The organism is Actinomadura sp. WMMB 499, from assembly GCF_008824145.1.
Lineage (GTDB): Bacteria > Actinomycetota > Actinomycetes > Streptosporangiales > Streptosporangiaceae > Spirillospora.
Window position 1 is genome coordinate 1,514,076 of the sequence record NZ_CP044407.1, and the last position, 19,360, is coordinate 1,533,435.

Consider the following 19,360-nt stretch of genomic DNA (forward strand, 5'->3'; position numbering starts at 1 on the left):
CTGTACGATCGCCCTGGATGTTAGGCGACGCACGTCCCGGACACAACCCCGGCAGCGGCGGCCCTAGAAGTTGTCGCCGGTGTACGGCGCGAGCGGGACGGCGAGGGCGGCGTCCAGGCGGTCGGCCGCGCCGGGCGTGTGCTCGACCACCGCCCCGATCCGCGCGAGCGTCCGTAAGCGCGTGCCGCCCAGGTACACGGCGGCGAGATCGGCGGCGTCCAGCGCCAGGTCGGGCGCCTCCTCCGTGCGCTCGCAGGCCGCCTTCCCGCCCGTGGCGAGCCGCCACCGGCCCCGGTTGCCGGGGATGCGCGCGTCCGCGACGTCCAGGACGAGCGAGTCCGCCGACGCCCACGAGCGGGCGCGCAGCGCGGCCGGGACGTCGATCAGCCGGAGCCACAGCGCCGCCGCGTCCCGCGTGACCGTCACCTGGTCGGGGTCGGCGGCCATCCGCAGGACCAGGTCGTCCACCGGCCGCTCCGGCGCGACGATCCGGTCGGTCAGGTCGATGTCGGCGAGGTACCTCCAGAGCGCCGCCTCGACCTGCGGCGTCCCGGCCGCCATGTCGTACAGCCGGACGGTCCGCTCGTGCGTCCGGTAGACGGCGTACCCGTCCGGATGCACGACGATCTTCGGCTCGGTGAACCGCGGCTCGCCGGGGTCCACGGGCGGCACGGTCCGTACGAGCCACCACCACTCGTCGCGCGCCAGCCCGCCCGGCCGCCGCGCCACCTCCCGCGCGTGCAGCGGGCCGAGGACGCCCGGGGCGCCCTCGCGGTCGAGCAGCCGCAGCGGGCGATCGTCCGGCGCGGTGCGGAGCCCGAACGGCCTGGAGGTGTCGACCTCGAACCCGATCCTGCGGTTCGCGACGCCGAACCCGTACCGTCCGTAGATCGGCCCCTCGGACGCCCACAGCGCCGCCACGGGCCGCCCGGCCTCCGCCGCGTCCGCGTGCATCCGGTCGATCATCGAGCTGAGGATCCCGCGCCGCCGGTGCGTCGGCAGGACCCCGACGAACGTGATCGCCGCGCAGTCCAGCTCCCCGCCCGGCACCGACAGCCGCTGCGGCAGCACGCCCAGCTGCCCGGCGAGGACGCCGGAGCCGGGCCCGGTGATGTCGTAGGCTCCGATGCGCTCCAGCCGCGTGACGAACCCGCGCAACGGCTCACGGTCGGTGATCCGCATGTGGAACACCGTCGCGGCGAGGTCGATCATGCGGTCCACGTCGTCCTGGGGCACGTTCCTGAGTTCGATCACGAACTCCACGCTATGCGCCCGCCGCAACCGATTTTCCGCGCCCCCGAGCGCCGGGGGTCAGCCGCGCACGAGCGTCGCCAGCAGCTCCACGTGCCGGGTCATCGGGAAGGCGTCGAAGGCGCGCAGGGTGTCGAGGGTCCAGCCGCGCTCGCCGAAGTAGGCGAGGTCGCGGGCCAGGGTCGCGGGGTCGCACGACACGTAGGCGATCTTGCGGCCGGCGAGGCGGGTGACGTGCTCGACGACGTCGCGGCCCGCGCCGGTGCGGGGCGGGTCGAGGACGACGACGTCGGCCCGGCGCACGCGGGCACCGCCCTGGTGGCCGGTGCCGCCGCGCTTGTTCTGCGTGCGGGAAGACGCGTCGGCGCGGCCGAACTCCAGCTCGGCGACGATCTCCTCGACGGAACCGCGTTCGATCGACACGTTCGGCAGGTCGCGCAGGTTGAACCGGGCGTCCCGGACGGCCTGCCCGTCGGACTCGACGCCGACGACGAGGCCGTCCGTCCCGATCCGGTCCGCGAGGACGCCCGCGAACAGGCCGACGCCGCAGTACAGGTCGAGGGCGATATCCCCGGGCTTGGGCTCCAGCGCGTCCAGGACGGCGTCGGCGAGCAGCTGCGCGGCGCCCGGATGGACCTGCCAGAAGCCGCTGCCGCTGACCTGGAACAGCCGGCCGGAGACGGACTCGCGGACGTACGGCAGGCTGGCGCCGGGCTCGGGCTTGCCGCGGACGAGCCGGACGGGCACGTCCAGCCGCGGCACCCGGATCTTGCGGCGGTCGCGGCCGCGCAGCACGACCAGCCGGTCGCCGGTGGTGGCGGACACGACGCCCTCGACGCCGGACGCGCCGGGCCAGCGCTTGTGCTCGATGCCCATCAGTTCGACGCCGGGGTGCGCGATCAGGCACTCGTCGATCGGCTCGATGTCGTGGGAGCGGTGCCGGCGCAGGCCGACGGTGCCGCCGGAGACGGCGAACTGCACGCGGGTGCGCCAGCCCAGGCCGGGCGGCGGGACCATGCCGGCGTCGGTGTCGCCCTCCACCGGGTACGGGACCTCCTCCACCACGACCGTCCGGGTGATCCCGGCGAGGCGGCGGAGCTGCTCCTCGACGACGGCGGCCTTCATGGCGCGCTGCGCGGGGAGGGAGGCGTGCTGCCAGTCGCAGCCGCCGCAGCGGCCCGGCCCCGCGAACGGGCACGGCGGCTCGACCCGGTCCGGGGACGCCTCGATGATGTCGACGGCGTCGGCGCGCAGGTAGTTCTTGGCGCGCTCGGTGACGCGGGCCCGCACCCGCTCGCCCGGCAGCGCGTGCCGGACGAAGACCACGCGCCCCTCGTACCGGGCGACGCAGAATCCGCCGTTGGCGACGTCGCCGACCTGCAGTTCGAGGACGTCGGGGACGCCGGGCTCGGTTTCACTCACGGTCGGACACACTACCGTCGCCGGGGCGTGCTCCGGCCCGCGACGAGCCCTACGGCGGACCCTGCGGCGGGCCCTGCGACGGGGAGCGCGGCGGGCGGGGCGGGCGCCGCGACGAGCCGGGGCCCGGGGGCTCGACGCGTCCCTTGAGCCGGTCGGACGAGCGCAGCTGCCAGGGCACGCTCGTCACCATCACGCCCTGCACGAACAGCAGCCTGCCCTTGAGCCGCAGCGCGCTCTGGTTGTGCAGGATCTGCTCCCACCAGTGGCCCACGACGTACTCGGGGATGAACACGGTGACCACGTCGCGGGGGCTCTTGCGCCGGACGCTCTTCACATACGACAGCACGGGCCGGGTGATCTCCCGGTACGGCGAGTCGAGGATCTTCAGCGGGACGGGGATGTCCAGCGCGTCCCACTCGCCCTGCAGGCGGCGGGACTCCTGCGCGTCCACCGAGACGGTGACGGCCTCCAGCGTGGACGGGCGCGTCGCGCGGGCGTACGCGAGCGCCCGCAGCGTCGGCTTGTGGATCGTGGAGACGAGCACGATCGCGTGGTTGCGGGCGGGCAGCGCGACGTCCTCGCCGGACGGCACCAGTTCCTCGGCGACCCGGTCGTAGTGCTTGCGGATCGACTTCATCAGCAGGTACAGCAGCGGCAGCGCGATGCAGACGATGTAGGCGCCGAGCACGAACTTGGTGGACAGCACGATGATCAGGACGATCCCGGTGAGCGTGGCGCCGAACCCGTTGATGGCCCGGGACGTCCGCATGTGCCGCCGCCGCAGCGGGTCCCGCTCGGTCGCGAGCAGCCGGTTCCAGTGCTTGACCATGCCGATCTGGCTGACGGTGAACGACACGAACACGCCGACGGTGTAGAGCGGGATGAGCTTGCTGACCGACGCGTCGTAGGCGTAGATCAGCAGGCCGGCCATGGTCGCCAGGATGATGATGCCGTTGCTGTAGGCGAGCCGGTCGCCGCGCGTGTGGAGCTGGCGCGGCAGGTACCGGTTCTGCGCGAGCACCGACCCGAGCACGGGGAAGCCGTTGAACGCGGTGTTGGCCGCGAGGAAGAGGATCAGCGCGGTCACGATGGTGACCAGCACGAACCCGGGCGCGAAGTTGCTGAACACGGTGTCGGCGACCTGCGCGACGACGGGGTCGGGGTGCTCGATCGTCTCGCCGGTGGCCGGATCGACCAGCCGGACGTCCTGGTCGCCCTCGGCGTACTTGGCGTCGGTGATGAACGCGAACGCCGTCACCCCGCCGAACAGCGTCGCCCCGATGAGGCCGAGCATGAGCAGGGTCCTGGCGGCGTTGTCGCCCTTCGGCTTGCGGAACGCGGGGACGCCGTTGCTGATCGCCTCGACTCCGGTGAGGGCGGCGCAGCCGGAGGAGAACGCGCGCAGCAGGAGGAAGACGAGGGCGAACCCGGTGACCCCGGTCCCGGCGCCGACGAGGTCGTAGTCGGCGCTCTCGGCGCGCAGCTCGGCGCCGGTGATGAGCCGCATCACGCCCCACAGCAGCATCCCGAACATGGCGAACATGAACAGGTACGTGGGGATGGCGAACGCGACCCCGGCCTCCCGGAGGCCGCGCAGGTTCCCCAGTGTCAGCAGCACGACGATGCCGATCGCGACGGCGACCTCGTGCGGCTGGATGAATCCCAGCAGCGCCCCGAGGTTCTCCACGCCGGACGACACCGACACCGCGACCGTCATGACGTAGTCGACCAGCAGGGCGCTCGCGACGACCACGCCCCAGTTGCCGCCGAGGTTGGTGGTGGCGACCTCGAAGTCGCCGCCGCCGCTCTGGTAGGCCCGGACGTTCTGCCGGTACGAGGCGACGACCGTCAGCAGGATGACGAGCACGCCCGCGGCGACCCACGGCGTGAACCCGTACATGACCAGGCCGCCCGCGCCGAGGGCGAGCAGGATCTCCTGCGGCGCGTACGCCACCGACGACAGCGCGTCGCTGGCGAACACCGGGAGCGCGATGCGCTTGGGGAGCAGCTGCTCGTGCTGCTGCCGGCTCTGCAGGGCGCGGCCCAGCAGTAAGCGCTTGGCTAGGTCAGGAGCCTTCGACACGCAACGAGACTCTAAGGCCTGTTCAACGGGTTCCGCAGTTCGGGGGTGTGTTGAACAGCCGGGTTCGTGGCCGATGTCTGCCCGGCGCGACCACTTGCCCGGCCCAGGTGGGCGGGGGCGGTTCGTCCGGGGTCGGCACCGTACTGGTCCGGGTTCGCCGAGCAGAGGCCGCCCGTTCCCCGACCTGCCGCCGGTTGCGGCGGGTCCGGGGGTTGATGGCTGCCGCTTTCCCCTCCCCGGCACCGGACGTGCCGGTGACGGGTGCGGGAATGGGTGCGGTTGACTCGGTCAGGGCTCCAGGTAACCCCGGCCCGCCCGCGCACAGCACGCTGCGGGACACCTGGAAGTCCACCCTGGCGGTGGACGAATCGTCCGGATCGTCGAAGCGGACGAACGCGGCGAGAGCGGCGGCGACCAAGTCCCGGTCGCCGGTCAGCCCGCACCCCCCGTCCTCGATCGGGCAGTGGTGGGTGCGAACACCCAACGTCTTGGGGGTGCGGCGTCCACAGGGGCAGTGCTGGGACAACGCGGTGGCGCGGGTCGAGGCGCGCAGGAGCCGTCCGCCTGCGGCGGCACACTCGGCCCGCAGGGCGGTGATGAGCATGCCGGGGGTGAACCGGGCGCACGCCGCGCCCCAGAGCCGGAACCAGGTGGTGATGTCGCAGTCCTCGACCACCAGGTCCGGCCCATGCACCCCCACCAGGCCGGCGGCGATCTGCCGGGCCCGTGTGGTGCGGGATTGCGCGGCACGCTGCTCAGCGGCGGTGTCGGCGGCGCGTAGCCGCAGGTAGGCGTTGGAGAGGAAGTCGTGGCGATGGGAGCGACGGGGTTTGCCGTCGGTGCGGGCGTCCCTGGGCCCGCCAGGCACCGTGACCTGCTTGGATGGGAGTCCGGCGGCGCGGCGGCGATGTTCACGCTTGGCCTGCCGCTTGCTGAGCCGGTATTGGGTGGTGTTGGTGGCGCGGCGGGAGCGTTCCAGTGCCCGCCGCCGTCCCCGCCATTTGCGCTCCCGCCGCGCGATACGCGTCCGCTCGGTTTCCGGCAACGTCACCCTTGACGACACCACGGAACCGGCGGAGGCTGCCGGGGCATCAGGAGTGCCGGTGGGCGAGTCGGCAGGGACGGACACGACCGCGAGGTTGGAGACGTTGCCGTCCACCCCACCCCGACGCGCCGACGGGGCCGCAGCCCGGCGCGCCGCCGTCGACGCGGGTATGTACGCCGCTTTCAGCACCATCAGGTGCGCTTCGTAGACCCAGCCGCCCGGTTCGGACGGAGCGCGGCGGCGCACCAGGTCGACCTTGTGCCAGGTATCCGGATCGTCCAGGGTATGGACCAGGTGGGGCCATTGGCCCGTGCCCTGGGGCAGCCGCACCGCAACCACCAGATCACCCCGACACCCGTCCGGGCCGCCCGCGAACACCACCGTCAACGGCCCGTCGTACTCCCACCACACCCCCTTCCCCCGGCCACGGCCCCTCGGCGGCTGCGGTGGTGTGGGGGCACGAGGCTGAGCCAGCACGCTCGTGCCCGGAGGCAGTGAGGCCGCCTGCTGTGGTGTGATCCCAGGCGACAGGCCCGGTGACGGGTAGGCCGCGAGGTGACCGGCCAGGGTGCCGTGCAACCGGAACGTCTCCCACTTACGGGCCCGGGTATGGGAACGCGCCCGGCCCGGAATCCGTTTGAAGCCCCACCACGTACCCACTCCGGGCATACCATGGCGCCTCCCGGACGCGTCAGCGAACAGATGCCGCTCCACACCCGTCCACACCTCATCGGCCAGATGCATCCCCACCGCTTTGGACAGGTGATGCTTCAGATGTCCGGAAGCGTCCAGATGGCGGTAGGCAGCCCGCTCCAGCGCGTCGCGCGACAAACCAAGCCGAGTCCGCCACTGCTTGGCGGCGGCCGGACTGCGGCGGCGGTGGTGCCCGGCCTGGTACGCCAGCGCACGCGAACGGGCATCACGCTGCAAAGCCCGCTTCAAGCTCCACCCCGCCGCGAACAGCTGCTCTAGGCGGTGCCGGGCGGCCGGGTCCGGCACCAGCCGCAACCGCACCACCGTCACCGGGCCATCATGGGACCGCCGCCACGCTGGCCCCTTGTTCCTCCCCCGGAACCGCCGCTCACCGGTCGCGTGGCCGTCCCCAACCTCCGCACCGGGCGGCGCGGCATAGGAGACGGCATCGCCATGACCGGTTGCGGTATGCAGCATGATGAACACATTACGTTGATTTAATCGAACATGCAATCGACAGCCCAACTGCGGGGTGCCCGTGGGACGGCCACACCCACCGCACGAGGCGACGGGGAAGAACTCCCAACTCCGGATCCCACCGAACATCTCCCAACAGGGCACCGCTGGCGATGACCCCGTTCCGGCAGCCCCCGCCCGGCGGTGGAACCGGAGGTGAACACGCTGTGACCTGCCGGAAGCCGCGGCCGGGTAGTACTGGACCGGGCGGATGTGTAGGTTTGCCGTCCGGCAGGGATCATTCATGGAGGAGCGGTCCTCGGGTGCGGCACGGCGTCGGCGGCGCAGCGGCGAATGCCGTCCACCGCGCGGGGGGTGCGGGGGGCGGCGTCCCCTGGAGACAGAAGGAACGGCCGTGCATATCGTGATCATGGGCTGCGGGCGGGTCGGCTCGACGCTCGCCCACATCCTGGAGGAACGGGGCCATTCGGTGGCCATCATCGACCAGAATCCGGAGGCCTTCCGGCGGCTGCGCAGCGGGTTCCGGGGCCGGCGGATCACCGGGTTCGGGTTCGACCGCGATGTGATCGCCGAGGCGGGCATCGAGCGCGCGTCCGCGTTCGTGGCCGTCAGCAGCGGCGACAACTCCAACATCATCTCCGCCCGGGTGGCGCGCGAGACGTTCGGCGTCGACAACGTCGTCGCCCGCATCTACGATCCGCGCCGCGCCGAGGTCTACCAGCGGCTCGGCATCCCCACCGTCGCGACCGTCCGGTGGACCGCCGACCAGATCCTGCGCCGCCTGCTGCCGGAGGGCACCGAGCCGCTGTGGCGCGACCCGAGCGGCGGGGTCGTCCTCGCCGAGCTGGACGCCGGGGAGCTGTGGGTCGGCGAGAAGGTCGCCGCCCTCGAGGAGCACGCCCGGACGCGCGTGGCGTTCCTGTCGCGGATGGGCGAGGCGCTCGTCCCCACGGGCGACACGGTCGTCCAGGACGGCGACGTCGTACACGTGATGGCGGCCGCCGAGGACCTGGAGCGGATCAACGCCGCGGTGGCGGCGCGGGACGGGGAGGACGCCTGATGCGGGTCGCGATCGCCGGGGCGGGCGCGGTGGGCCGGTCCATCGCGCAGGAGCTGCTGGAGAACGGGCACGAGGTGCTCCTGATCGACAAGAGCCCCAAGGCCATCAAGGTCGAGATGGTGCCGCGCGCCGAGTGGCTGCTGGCGGACGCCTGCGAGATCTCCGCGCTGGACGACGCGGCGCTCGAACGCTGCCAGGTGGTGGTGGCGTCATCCGGTGACGACAAGGTCAACCTGGTGGTGTCCCTGCTCGCCAAGACCGAGTACGGGGTGCCGCGCGTGGTGGCGCGCATCAACCACCCGAACAACGAGTGGCTGTTCAACGAGTCGTGGGGCGTGGACGTCGCCGTCTCCACGCCGCGGCTGCTGTCGGCGCTGGTGGAGGAGGCCGTCAGCGTCGGCGACCTGGTACGGCTGATGACGTTCCGGCAGGGCGAGGCGAACCTGGTGGAGCTGACGCTGCCGGGCGACGCGCCGCTCGGCGGGCAGCGGGTCGGCTCGGTGGACTGGCCGCGCGACACCGCGCTGGTCGCGATCCTGCGCGAGGGCCGGGTGCTGGTGCCGTCCGCCGACGACACCCTCGAACCGGGCGACGAGCTGATGTTCGTCGCCAGCCAGGACGTCGAGGACGACCTCGCCGAACTGCTCGGCGGCCGCTGACCGCTACTGCGGTCGTCAGGTCCGGGGGCGCTCGATCGGCGTGCGTCCCCGGGCCAGCAGCCACGCCATCGCGGCGAGCGCGGCGACCTGCAGCGGCCAGCCCATGCCGATCTTCGCGGCGCCCAGCAGCCCGCTCTGGTCGCCCGCCCCGATGTAGATCGGGTACTGGACGGCGACGCGCAGCACGCACGGCAGCACCAGCAGCCACGTCAACCGGGAGCACAGCTTCACGATGCCGGGATCGGAGCGCCAGGCTGTCGGGTCGCCGGTGACCGAGCCGATGATGAACCCGACGGCGGGCCAGCGGACGAGGATCGAGAACGTCAGGCCCACGCCGTAGGCGGCGTTCAGCATGATGCCGGGCAGGAACGCGTCCTCGGCGTCCCCGGACCGCAGCGCGAAGAACGCGGCGATGGCGATGCCGAGGAGGCTGTTGAGCACGAACTGCGGGTTCGACTTCTGCAGGATCCGGACCAGGAGCAGCACCACGGCCGCGCCGATCCCCGCGAACACCGCCGTCCTGACCTCGTCGAGCACCACGAACGTCAGGGTGAAGGCGGTGACGGGCGCGGCCGCCTCGAGCATGCCGCGGATCCCGCCGAGCGCCTTGCTCAGCTGCGCCCGGACGGCCGCCTCGACGGTGTCGTGCGCGTTCCGCGGCTTCGCGGCCCCGCGAGCCTCCTCGACGAGGCCGTCGGCGCGGGCCGCCGCCTCCTCGTCCAGGGCGTCCGCGGTGTCGTCCCGGCCCGCTCGTGCTTCGCTCACGTATCTCCCCCGGCCGCGCGCGGCCTCACGACCCGCCGCGCAGCTCGTAACGCGGATTGAACATGGTCTTGCGCCCGTCCTGGAGGCTGACCAGCCCCTCGGCGCGGAGCCGCCGGCCGGGATCGATCCCGGCGATCTTGCGGCGGCCGAGCCAGACGAGCGTGATCACGTCGGTGCCGTCGTACAGTTCGGCCTCCAGCGCGGGGGCGCCGCCGCGCGGACGCAGCGTCACGGTACGTAGGGTACCCGCCACGCGGTGACGCTTGCGCGAGCCGCAGTCGGTGATCGGGGTCGCGCCCTCGGAGCCGCGCTCCTTCTGGAGCTCCTCGGCCTCGAGTTCGGCCTTCCCCGCCGCCATCCGGCGGAGGAAGCGTTTGAGCCCGCCCTTGCCCCGGTCGGCGCCGCCCCGGTCGGCGTCGCCGGACGGCGGCGAGGTGCGAGCCGGAACCTCGTCCATACGACGAAGCGTATGGCATCCCGGGGCGAATCGGACCCCCGAGGGCGCACGGAACCGGGCGATACGGAACGGGGCGTTCCGCTCACCGTGCGCGTTCGCTCAACGCGCGGTGCCCGGCGAGGACGCCCGCCAGCGTGCAGGCCAGCGCGATCACCACACCGGCGCCGATGACGATCGCCGACGCCGGTTCCGCCGGGACGGCCGCCGCGATGGCCCCGGACAGGACGATCAGCGCCCCGCCGGCGATCATCCACGGCTGGGCGCCCCGGTGCACGATCGTCCACGACTCGTCGTCGGCCATGCTGCGTTTCGTGCGGATCCCGGCGAAGTGGTTCCGCCCGATCCGCCCCGTCGCGGTGCCCCGGGCGACCGCCGCGACCAGAATCCCGGCCGCCACGATCACGAACTCTCCCACGATCATCGGTCCTCCCCCTCCTCGTCCCTGATCCGCTCGATCAGGCAGGTGTACACGTGCCGCCGGTCCGGGCGGGCGCGGCCCTCCGCGCGCCGCAGCGCCGGGAGCGTCTGCTCCCCCAGCCGGACGAGCGCCTCCCGTACGTCCCGCGCGACGACCGGGCGGGAATGCCCGAGCAGCGCGATCAGTCCCGGGATCGCGGGCGCCCACCCGGCGTGCGCGAGCGTCCGGATCGCCGTCAGGACGACGTCGGAGTCGCGGTCGTCCAGTAGCCCGACCGTCCGGTCCAGGTACTCCTCCCGAGGGAGGAACCCGCGGGAGACCCGGAGCGCCTGCAGCCTGACCTTGCGCTCCCGGTGGCCCAGCAGTTCCCCGAGCAGCCCAGCCAGCTCGGGGTCGGGCGCCCGAGCGCCCTCCGCCAGCCGGGTGAGCGCGCGCCGGACGTCCGCCGGGGCGCCCTCGCGGGCCTGCAGGAACAGCTCGTCCCGCGTCGGCTCCGGCGGCGGGTCCCGGCGCTCCCGCAGGCCGGCGAGGGTCCGCGCGTCCCGCTCGGCGGCGCCGGCCGCGCGGAACGGCCCGTCGACGAGGTCGAGCCGGTCGGCGAGATCGCCGCGCCCCTCCGCCCGGAGCCGCTCGACGGCCCGCGCAAACACGGGCGTCCGCAGCAGCGGGCGTCCGGCGACGAGGTCGAGCATCCCCCGCTCCCCCGCCTCCACCCGGTCGGCGATCGCCTCGGCGACGATGTCCGCGGGCGCCCGCCGCAGCGCGTGCCGAGCATGCTCGCGAGCGCCGGAACCGCCGTGCTCCCACACCTCCACGAGCACGGGGACGAACCCGCCGATCTCGTCCGCATCCGAACACCCGACGAGCCGCACGAACCGTTCGAGGAACCCCCGGTCGGCCGCCCGGACCGAGCCGGGCGAGAGCAACGGGCCCGGCGCGGCGCCGTCGAGGCCGGGCGCCTCCGGCTCGTGCCGTCCGGCACCCGGCGGCGAAGGCCGGGGGACGTGCGGGAGAGCCCGGACGAGCGCAGGGGCGATCTCGATGTCGAGCCGACCGTCGAGGTAGGCGCGCAGGACGGGCAGCCGCGCGGAGGGCTCAGGGCGCTCGAGGAGCATCCGGGCGGCTGTCTCGCGCTGCTCCGCGGTCCCGTCCTCGAGCATGCGCAGCAGCCGGTCGCGCTGGGCCGCCGACCACGGCTGGTCGAGATCGTCCGCACGCGGCGTCCGCCCCTCGGCCGCCCGCGGGGCCTCCTCGCCGATCGTCCAGGGCGGGACGCCGAGCGGTTGCAGTTCGAGCATCCAGTCGAGCAGTTCCTCCCGCGCCTCGGGAGCCGCCGCCGGAAACACCTCGATCAACGCGCTCAACCACGCCCGCGACGACCAGCGCTCCCGTGGGGAGCCCCCGTCGTCCGTCCCCGGCAGTCCACCGCCGCCCGTACGCCCTGGCGGCACGCGATCAACGCCGCGCCGCTCCCGCGCGGAACCGGCGGCCGCCTCCACCTCCGCGAGCACCTCGCCGGAGTCCACCGCCCAACGACCGGACGGCGCGCCCGTCGCGGCGGCCGTCCGCGCGCGCAGAGTGCGGACGGCCGCGGCGGAGCGAACGGCCCCGCGCAGCACCTCCGCGAGTTCGGCCGAAGGACGACCGGACGCCCCGCCCCGCAGGTCCCTCACGGCCGACCGCGCACCCCGCCCGTCCGCCCCGCCCGACGGGTGGGAAGGCGCCCCGTCGCGGGCGTTGTTCCGCGGCGCCCGTGCGGCTTCTGGGGGTGCGCCGAGGCGGGTCGGTCCTTCGGTGAACGCCTCCCGCAGGAGTGCGGTCTCGGCTTCGGCGGGGCGCTCGGTGTCGCGGGCGGCGGCGAGGGCCCGGACGACGTCGTGGCGGGTCGGGGCCTCGCCGCAGCGGTGCAGGAGCGCGAGGCCGTCGCGGTCCGGGGGCATTCGGCGAAGGCGGGCGGCGAGGGTTCGGCGCCCTGCGGGGCCCGTGCGGGGGATCGCCGCGTGGAGCAGCTCGACGAGGCGCGTCCGGTCGGGGCCCTCGGGGACGGTCGGAAGCGCATCGACGAGCGGGGACGCCGAACGTGCGAGGGTCTCGAGTTCGGTGTCCGTCCACGGCGGCGTGCAGAGGGCGAGGACGAACCGGAGGACGGACGCGCCCGGATCGTCCTCGGCCAGGAGGTCGAGCCAGTGCGGCAGCATCGCGCGCATCCGGGACGTGCCGGTGGTGCGGGCGGACACGGCGCGGCGGGCGACCTCGGGGGCCCAGCCGTGCTCGGCGAGCCAGTCCGCCGGGTGCCGGGGCTCGCGGGTGGGGAGGGCCGACAGCAGGCGGGTGCGGGCGCGGGCGTCGTCCGTCCGGTCCGCCGCGGCCCGGACGGTCGCGGCGAACGCGTCGCGCAGGATCGAGCGCAGGGCCTTGACCAGGGCCTCGCGGAAGCCGGGGTTGTCGTGGCGGCCCAGCCAGGACAGCAGCGCCGGGACGGCCGGCGGCGAGCCCGCGGTCTGGAGCGCCGTCGCGGCCGTCTTCTTCACGTTCATGTTCGGGTGGTCGAGGCATGCGGCGATCGCGGGGGCGGCCCAGGTCGCGCCCGTCGACTCCAGCGCGAGCAGCGCCTGCCGGACCGTCTGCGGGTCCTCGGCGCGGGTGAGCGGGATCAGGCTCGCCGACAGCGCGCGGGCGTCCCCGGTGGCGAGCAGCCCGATCGCCTTCTTGCGGACGTGCCGGTCGCGGTGCCGCAGAAAGGGGCGCACGCGCGCCCGCGTACCGGGGGCGCACGCGGCGCACGGCAGGCCCAGCAGGATCGCCTGCTCGGCGGGCGAGAGCCCCGGCCGGTCGAGCAGGTCGAGCGCGAGGCCGGTGAGGAGCCGGTGTCCGGGCTCGCCGGGCGCGTCCAGCAGGCACCGGGGGCGGATCGCGCCGCGCCGGTGCAGCCGCCGGCCGAGGGCCTGGATCTCGGCCACGACCTCGTCCGAAACCACCGGTTCGGGGCCGTCGCCCCAGGTCGCGGCGAGGTCGGACACGACGCGCAGCAGCAGGTCGGCGATGGCCGGCAGGGTGGTGGCGTCGCCGTTGCGGGCGAGCCGGCACAGCGCGTCCGGCGGGTCGCCCGGGTCGGGGTTCGCGGCGAGGACGGCGAGTTCGCGCGGGTCGGGGCCGCCGAGGTCGGCGGCGATGCGGCGGGGCAGGTCGCGGGGGTCCAGGACGTCGAGGAGGGCGCGGCGGCGGGCGGGGTCGCCGGTGAGGTGCCAGAGGATCTCCAGGGCGCGGTGCCGGTGCGCCCGCAGGTGCGGGACGATCTCGCCGCCGTCCAGGCCGAGGCCTGTCCACAGGACGCCGGCGGTGCGGTCGCCGCCGACGGCCTCGAGGGCGGCCAGCGCCGGGAGCGGCGCGCGGGGCAGCAGGTCGAGGACGGTCTCCTCCGCCGGGACGTGCGCCAGTTCGCGGATCGCCCGCAGGTGCGGGGCGGGATCGGCGGCACGGCGGGCGAGGTCCGTCACGGCGCCGCCGACATCGAGACCGGGGGCGCCCTGCGCGTCGAGCGCGACGAGGAGTTCGAGGCGCCGTGACAGGTCCGCCTCTCCGGCCGTCAGCTCGTGCAGGGCCGCGTTCCTGCAGGTGTACAGGACGATCGCGACGTCCTCGGCCGCGACGTGGTGATCGGCTAGTGCGAGGCCCACCAGGGACGGGACGTCGCGGTCCTGCGGGAATCGGCCGCGCCGGTGCAGGCCGGTCAGGCACGCGAAGGCCGGTGCGGCGAACAGGGGCGGGTCCGTGCAGGCGACTGCGAGCAGATCGGGGACGTCCTCGCGGGCGGCGAGATCGCCGAGCAGTTCGAGCGCTCGCCGCCGCACCGCCGGGGTCCGTCCGGGATCGGCGGCGACGTCCCGCACGAGGTCCCGGTGCCCGTGCCGGGCCGCGACCTCGGTCGCGTCGCCGTCCGGGCCCGTCTCCAGGTAGCGGCGCGCGCGCCCGCGCGGCAGGGGGGCGAGGACGGCCCAGGGCTCGGCGAGCTCGCGGAGCGCGGCAGGGACGTCGGCGGCGAGGTCCTCGACGAGCGCGCGGGCCTCCGCGGGCGGCAGCAGGCCGGCGTGCAGGGCCTCCCGGACGAGCCGGAACGCCGCGGCTCGCAGGACGGGGTCGACCCGCGCGGCCAGTTCCCGGGCGAGGCGGCCGGGGTCGGGGACGTCGGCGGCGGGCAGCCCGTGGACGGCCTGGTACAGCGGCTCCCCGGCGGGTTCGTCCCGGACGGTCTCGGGACGGGCGACGATCGCGTCGCGCAGGCACTGAATCCGGACATGCATCCCCGTTTCGGTCACCGCGCGATCCTAGGGTTCGCCGCCGGGCTCACGCTCGGGAATTATGGGGCCATGGACGCGGTACCTGAGGACTGGGATCGGGCGCTGGCGATCGTCGCGCACCCCGACGACCTGGAGTACGGGGGTTCGACGGCGGTCGCCAAGTGGACGGCGCAGGGCAAGACGGTGACGGAGGTGCTCGCCACGCGCGGCGAGGCGGGCATCGACGGGATGGACCCCGACGAGGTGGCCCGGATACGCACCGTGGAGCAGATCGAAGCGGCGCGGATCGTCGGTGTGGACACCGTCGAGTTCCTCGACCTGCGGGACGGGGTGCTGGAGTACGGGCTGCCGCTGCGGCGCGCTCTGGCCGCGGCGATCCGGCGGCACCGTCCGGAGGTGGTGATCTCGGTGAACTTCCGGGAGACGTTCCCGGGCGGCGGGTTCAACATGGCCGACCACCGGGTCCTCGGGCTCGCGGTCGCCGACGCGATCCGGGACGCCGCGAACCGGTGGGTCTTCCGGGACCTGGAGCTGGAGCCGTGGCAGGGGGTGCGGTTCGCGCTGTTCGGCGGGTCGCCGCTGGCGGAGCACTACGTGGACGTCACCGGCCACCTGCGGAAGGGCATCGATTCGCTGCTCGCGCACAGGGTGTACTTCTCGAACCTGGGCGCCGGGTTCGACGCGGCGGCGTTCCTCACCGGCATGGCGGAGCCCGCCGGACGGTCTGTCGGCGTGGAGCACGCGATGACCTTCGAGATGATCGAAACCTGAGCGGATGATCGAAACCTGCGGGTGATCGAAACCTGAGCGAGATGATCGAAACCTGAGCGCGCAGATCGAGGCTTGACGACCCGGTCGGGGCGCGCCCGGCCGCGCGTCACGGGCGGCCGGGCGGGATCGATCGTTCAGCGGACCTCGGTGATCTCCGGGCCGCGCTCGAACGGGTTGAAGCTCTGCTCCTTGGACTCCTCGGCCTGCCCGTCGCCCTGGGACTCGCTGAACTCCTGCGGGATGCGCAGCTCGAGCAGCTCGCGCGGGGGCATCGGGGCGTCGCCGCGCACGACGACCACGCCGCGCAGCACGTCCTCGAGCACCTGCCACTGCTCCTCGTCCTCGATGGCGGCGCCCTGCACGACGGCCTGCAGGAACCAGCGCGGACCGTCCACACCGAGGAAGCGGATGATCTGCGGCGCCCAGCCCTGCTCGACGAACTCGGCGGGGATCGACTCGCGGACGTCCTGCGGCATCTCCGCGAGGACCTCCTCGGTCAGCGCGGCGGGCACCATCGCCAGCAGTTCGGACCCGAACGGCCCGTCGCCCTCCTGGGTCTGGCCCTTCGCCTGCTCCTGGATGTCCTTGGCGGTCTCGGCGCGCACGTCGTCCCAGATCCCGCTGCGCTTGGGCGCGGCGAAGACCTGGAGCTGCATGGCGCTCTCCTGGTGCTGCACGAGGACGGCGACGGGGCGGCCGTCGAGCGGCTTGCCCTGGTCGTCGACCTGGGTCGCCTCGAAGTTCACCTGGAATCCGAGACCGGGCGCGACCGGCACCTGCAGCGATCCGAAGTCGAGACGCTGGATCTCGGGGAAGGAGTCCTCGGAGTCCCAGGGGCCTCCCTCACCCGGCTCGACCCCGGCGGCGCCCTCCTCCGCGCCGCCCTCAACGCCCTCGGCGTCCTCGGCGGCCTCGGCGTCCTGCCGCACCGGCTCCTCGGTCACCTCGGGCTCCGCACGGCCCTCCTCGGCCCGTCGGCGACGTCCAAAAGCCACGACTCACACTCCTTCTCTCTGACCTTCTTCGGGATGGGAGTACCCACCCGTGGAGCCGAATCCGCCGGTTCCGCGCGCCGACCCGGGAAGCGCGGCGACCTCGTGGAACACCGCCGTCTCCACCCGCTGCACGACCATCTGCGCGATGCGGTCGCCGCGCCGCAGCCGGACCGTGGCGCGGGGGTCGGTGTTCAGCAGGGTCACCTTGATCTCACCCCGATAGCCGGCATCGACCGTACCGGGTGCGTTCACTATGGTCACCCCCAACCTAGCGCCCAAACCGGACCGCGGGTGAACGAAAGCGGCGTAGCCGTCGGGCAGGGCGATGGCGATTCCGGTGGGGACGACCGCGCGCTCGCCCGGCGGCAGCTCGACGTCCACGGCGGCGACGAGGTCGGCGCCGGCGTCTCCCGCGTGCGCGTACGAGGGCGGGGGCAGCTCCGGATCGAGCCGCTTGATCAGCACATCGACCTTGCCCACCTGTGACCTCACGTCCCATCGTCGGTGCGCGGTCGCGCGGACCGCCTCGGAAACCACCCGACAATACCGACTCCGCGCGCCGGTCCCGTCCCTGAAACGCCGCCGCGCCCCGGCTCCGGCGAGGTAAGTGATCCTTGACGTCGCCGCGCTCCCTCGGTTCCATGGAAACCGAACTCCGTTCGGAGACGCCCCCCGGAGGACGGTGCGAAGTGGCGATGATGACGCGGGACCCGGCGACCGACCTGTCGGATCTGGACTTCTGGGCCCGGCCGCAACGCGAGCGCGTGGCGGCGTTCGCGCGGCTGCGCGAACGGGAGCATCCGGCCCACTTCCCCGAACTGGGGCTGCCGTTCATCAAGCAGGGATCGGGCTACTGGGCACTGACCCGGTACGCGGACGTGGTGGGGGCCAGCCGGACGCCGCAGGTGTTCAGCAGCGAGCCGACCTCCACCACGATCCCCGACATGCCGGGGTACATCGCCCGCTACCTCGGTTCCATCATCAACATGGACGACCCGCGGCACGCGAAGATCCGGCGGATCGTGTCGCGGGCGTTCACCCCGCGGGTGCTGGCCAAGCTGGAGACCGACCTGCAGGCGACGGCCACGCGGATCGTCGACGACGTCCTGGCGCGGGGCCCCGGCGGCGACTTCGTCACCGACGTCGCGGCGAAGCTCCCGCTGACCGTCATCTGCGACATGATCGGCGTGCCGGAGCCGCTGCGGCCCATGGTGTTCGACCGGACGAACACGCTGCTGGGCATCGGCGACCCCGAGTACACCGCGGGGCGCGACTTCACGGGCGAGATCACCCGCATCGGCGCCCTGTACGCCATCGTGCGGGTGGTGACGGCGGCGTACGAGCTGAACCACCTGGCGATGAAGCTGGCCCGGCGGCGGCGCCGCCACCCCGGCGACGACCTGATGTCCGCGCTGGTCTCCGCGGAGGTGGACGGGGAGCGGCTGACCGACAAGGAGATCGGGTCGTTCTTCATCCTGCTGGTGGTGGCCGGGAACGAGACGACGCGGAACGCGATGTCGCACGGCCTGAAGCTGCTCACCGACAACCCCGAGCAGCGGGCCCTGCTGGCGGAGGACTTCGAGACGCACGCGCCCGGCGCCGTCGAGGAGATCGTCCGGATGGCGACCCCCGTCATCCAGATGCGCCGGACGGTCACCCGGGACCACGAGATGAACGGTCACACGTACCGGGCGGGCGAGAAGGTCCTGCTGTTCTACAACTCCGCCAACCGGGACGCCGAGGTGTTCGAGAACCCCGACGTCTTCGACATCACCCGGTCGCCGAACCCGCACGTGGGGTTCGGCGGTCCCGGCCCGCACTTCTGCCTGGGCGCCAACCTGGCCCGCCGGGAGATCACGGTGATGTTCCGGGAGCTGTTCACGCGCGTCCCGGAGATCCGGGCGGACGGACGGCCCGACCGGCTCTACTCGAACTTCATCAACGGCATCAAGCACCTGCCGTTCACCTACTGAGCCCGTCCGGCCGCCGGGCGGCCGTGCGCCCGCGGCTCAGGACGTCCCGTACCCGGCGGCGCGCGCGGCGGGCGAGGTCGACAGGTAGGCGACCGCGCGCCGCGTGGAGCACTCGGCCGACGGGTGGTAGTCGCGCCGCAGGTACCTGCGGGCGGCGGCGATCATGAACCGGTTGCTCGGGAACAGCCCGCGGCGCACGGCCCGCCGGTAGTCGCGCAGGCGCGGCCGGACGCCGTGCAGGGTCGGGTCCGCGCGGCACAGGTACGCGGCGCCGGCGTACACCGCGAGCGGCATGGCGATGAGGCCGATGAAGAACGAGCGGACCCGCTGCGCGTACCCGCCGGCGACGTGCTCGTACACGTCGAACGCGACCGAGCGGTGCTCCACCTCCTCGGCGCCGTGCCATCGCAGCAGGTCCAGCATCGTGGGGTCGGCGCCGGCGCCGTCGAGCGCGCGGGCGTCCAGGATCCACTGGCCGAGGACGGCGGTGTAGTGCTCGATCCCGGCGATGATCCCGATCCGCAGCTTCAGCCACCGGCGCCGGGACATGCCGGGCAGCGGCGGCCGGTCGCCGAGGATCCGCTTGAACAGCCACTCGATCCGGCGGGTCAGCGGGCGCGGGTCGAGGCCCCGCGCGAGCATCTGCCGGTCGAGGACGCCCTGGTGGGAGTAGGCGTGCACGGCCTCCTGGCCCATGAACCCCTTGACCTCGCGGTAGAGCCGCTCGTCGTCCTCGACGAGCGGCAGCGCCTGCTTGTAGACGTGCACGAACCACCGCTCCCCGGCGGGCAGGAGCAGGTGCAGCACGTTGATGAAGTGCGTGGCGACCGGCTCGCCCGGGATCCAGTGCAGCGGCGTGTCCGCCCAGTCGAACTTCACCCGCCGCGGGGTGATGACGGGGTGCCGCTCGTCGATCTCGCTCACTGGCGTCCTCCCCGGCCCGCCCAGACAATTAGATGTGTCGTCCAATATCTGGAGCGGGCCGGGCGAAGT

At 73.6% G+C, this 19,360-nt stretch carries 15 protein-coding genes; 4 read left to right on the top strand and 11 right to left on the bottom strand.

All coding sequences use genetic code 11. The features are described from left to right. Positions 1-63: 63 nt before the first annotated feature. The 4 genes from F7P10_RS06590 to F7P10_RS06605 are packed head-to-tail and all read right to left on the bottom strand — an operon-like array spanning position 64 to position 6,980. Positions 64-1,254, bottom strand: a complete 1,191-nt coding sequence (locus tag F7P10_RS06590) for a GNAT family N-acetyltransferase (RefSeq protein WP_218040399.1) — start codon at positions 1,252-1,254, stop codon at positions 64-66. A gap of 57 nt (positions 1,255-1,311) precedes the next feature. Continuing rightward, complete coding sequence (locus F7P10_RS06595; protein WP_151008536.1) at positions 1,312-2,673, bottom strand: class I SAM-dependent RNA methyltransferase; 1,362 nt, start codon at positions 2,671-2,673, stop codon at positions 1,312-1,314. A gap of 49 nt (positions 2,674-2,722) precedes the next feature. Next, complete coding sequence (locus F7P10_RS06600) at positions 2,723-4,756, bottom strand: APC family permease (protein ID WP_151008537.1); 2,034 nt, start codon at positions 4,754-4,756, stop codon at positions 2,723-2,725. Positions 4,757-4,778: 22 nt separating this feature from the next. Further along, on the bottom strand, positions 4,779-6,980 hold the full coding sequence (locus F7P10_RS06605; protein ID WP_176611327.1) for a transposase: 2,202 nt from the start codon (positions 6,978-6,980) through the stop codon (positions 4,779-4,781). A 385-nt stretch (positions 6,981-7,365) separates the two neighbouring features. Here F7P10_RS06605 and F7P10_RS06610 point away from each other — a divergent pair, with 385 nt between their 5' ends. Next, positions 7,366-8,031 (top strand): TrkA family potassium uptake protein, encoded by a 666-nt coding sequence (locus tag F7P10_RS06610; RefSeq protein WP_151008538.1) that lies wholly within the window; start codon positions 7,366-7,368, stop codon positions 8,029-8,031. Next, positions 8,031-8,690 carry a TrkA family potassium uptake protein gene (locus F7P10_RS06615; RefSeq protein ID WP_151008539.1) on the top strand — a complete coding sequence of 220 codons (660 nt, stop codon included), beginning with the start codon at positions 8,031-8,033 and terminating at the stop codon, positions 8,688-8,690. Before F7P10_RS06610 ends, F7P10_RS06615 begins: the two co-directional genes overlap by 1 nt. Before the next feature lie 15 nt (positions 8,691-8,705). On the opposite strand, the gene F7P10_RS06620 is transcribed toward F7P10_RS06615, so the two are convergent. The 4 genes from F7P10_RS06620 to F7P10_RS06635 form a co-directional block, all read right to left on the bottom strand. Continuing rightward, complete coding sequence (locus F7P10_RS06620; RefSeq protein ID WP_254716735.1) at positions 8,706-9,305, bottom strand: DUF3159 domain-containing protein; 600 nt, start codon at positions 9,303-9,305, stop codon at positions 8,706-8,708. 175 nt (positions 9,306-9,480) lie between these two features. After that, positions 9,481-9,912 (bottom strand): OB-fold nucleic acid binding domain-containing protein, encoded by a 432-nt coding sequence (locus F7P10_RS06625; RefSeq protein ID WP_151008541.1) that lies wholly within the window; start codon positions 9,910-9,912, stop codon positions 9,481-9,483. An 82-nt stretch (positions 9,913-9,994) separates the two neighbouring features. Next, positions 9,995-10,333 (bottom strand): SdpI family protein, encoded by a 339-nt coding sequence (locus tag F7P10_RS06630; RefSeq protein ID WP_151017878.1) that lies wholly within the window; start codon positions 10,331-10,333, stop codon positions 9,995-9,997. Further along, entirely contained in the window at positions 10,330-14,646 is a 4,317-nt protein-coding gene (locus F7P10_RS06635; protein WP_151008542.1) for a HEAT repeat domain-containing protein, read from the bottom strand. The genes F7P10_RS06630 and F7P10_RS06635 overlap by 4 nt, the downstream gene beginning before the upstream one ends. A 51-nt stretch (positions 14,647-14,697) precedes the next feature. Between F7P10_RS06635 and F7P10_RS06640 the strand changes: the two genes are divergently transcribed. Beyond that, positions 14,698-15,399 carry a PIG-L deacetylase family protein gene (locus F7P10_RS06640; RefSeq protein ID WP_151008543.1) on the top strand — a complete coding sequence of 234 codons (702 nt, stop codon included), beginning with the start codon at positions 14,698-14,700 and terminating at the stop codon, positions 15,397-15,399. A 134-nt stretch (positions 15,400-15,533) separates the two neighbouring features. Here the strand turns inward: F7P10_RS06640 and F7P10_RS06645 are convergent, their stop codons facing one another. Together F7P10_RS06645 and dut are read right to left on the bottom strand one after the other, a co-directional pair. Then, complete coding sequence (locus F7P10_RS06645; protein ID WP_151008544.1) at positions 15,534-16,394, bottom strand: DUF3710 domain-containing protein; 861 nt, start codon at positions 16,392-16,394, stop codon at positions 15,534-15,536. A gap of 3 nt (positions 16,395-16,397) precedes the next feature. After that, on the bottom strand, positions 16,398-16,886 hold the full coding sequence (gene dut / locus F7P10_RS06650; RefSeq protein ID WP_254716454.1) for a dUTP diphosphatase: 489 nt from the start codon (positions 16,884-16,886) through the stop codon (positions 16,398-16,400). Between the two features lie 206 nt (positions 16,887-17,092). Here dut and F7P10_RS06655 point away from each other — a divergent pair, with 206 nt between their 5' ends. After that, complete coding sequence (locus F7P10_RS06655) at positions 17,093-18,367, top strand: cytochrome P450 (RefSeq protein WP_151017880.1); 1,275 nt, start codon at positions 17,093-17,095, stop codon at positions 18,365-18,367. Positions 18,368-18,403: 36 nt separating this feature from the next. Here the strand turns inward: F7P10_RS06655 and F7P10_RS06660 are convergent, their stop codons facing one another. Then, positions 18,404-19,291 (bottom strand): metal-dependent hydrolase, encoded by an 888-nt coding sequence (locus F7P10_RS06660; protein ID WP_151008545.1) that lies wholly within the window; start codon positions 19,289-19,291, stop codon positions 18,404-18,406. Positions 19,292-19,360: the final 69 nt, after the last annotated feature.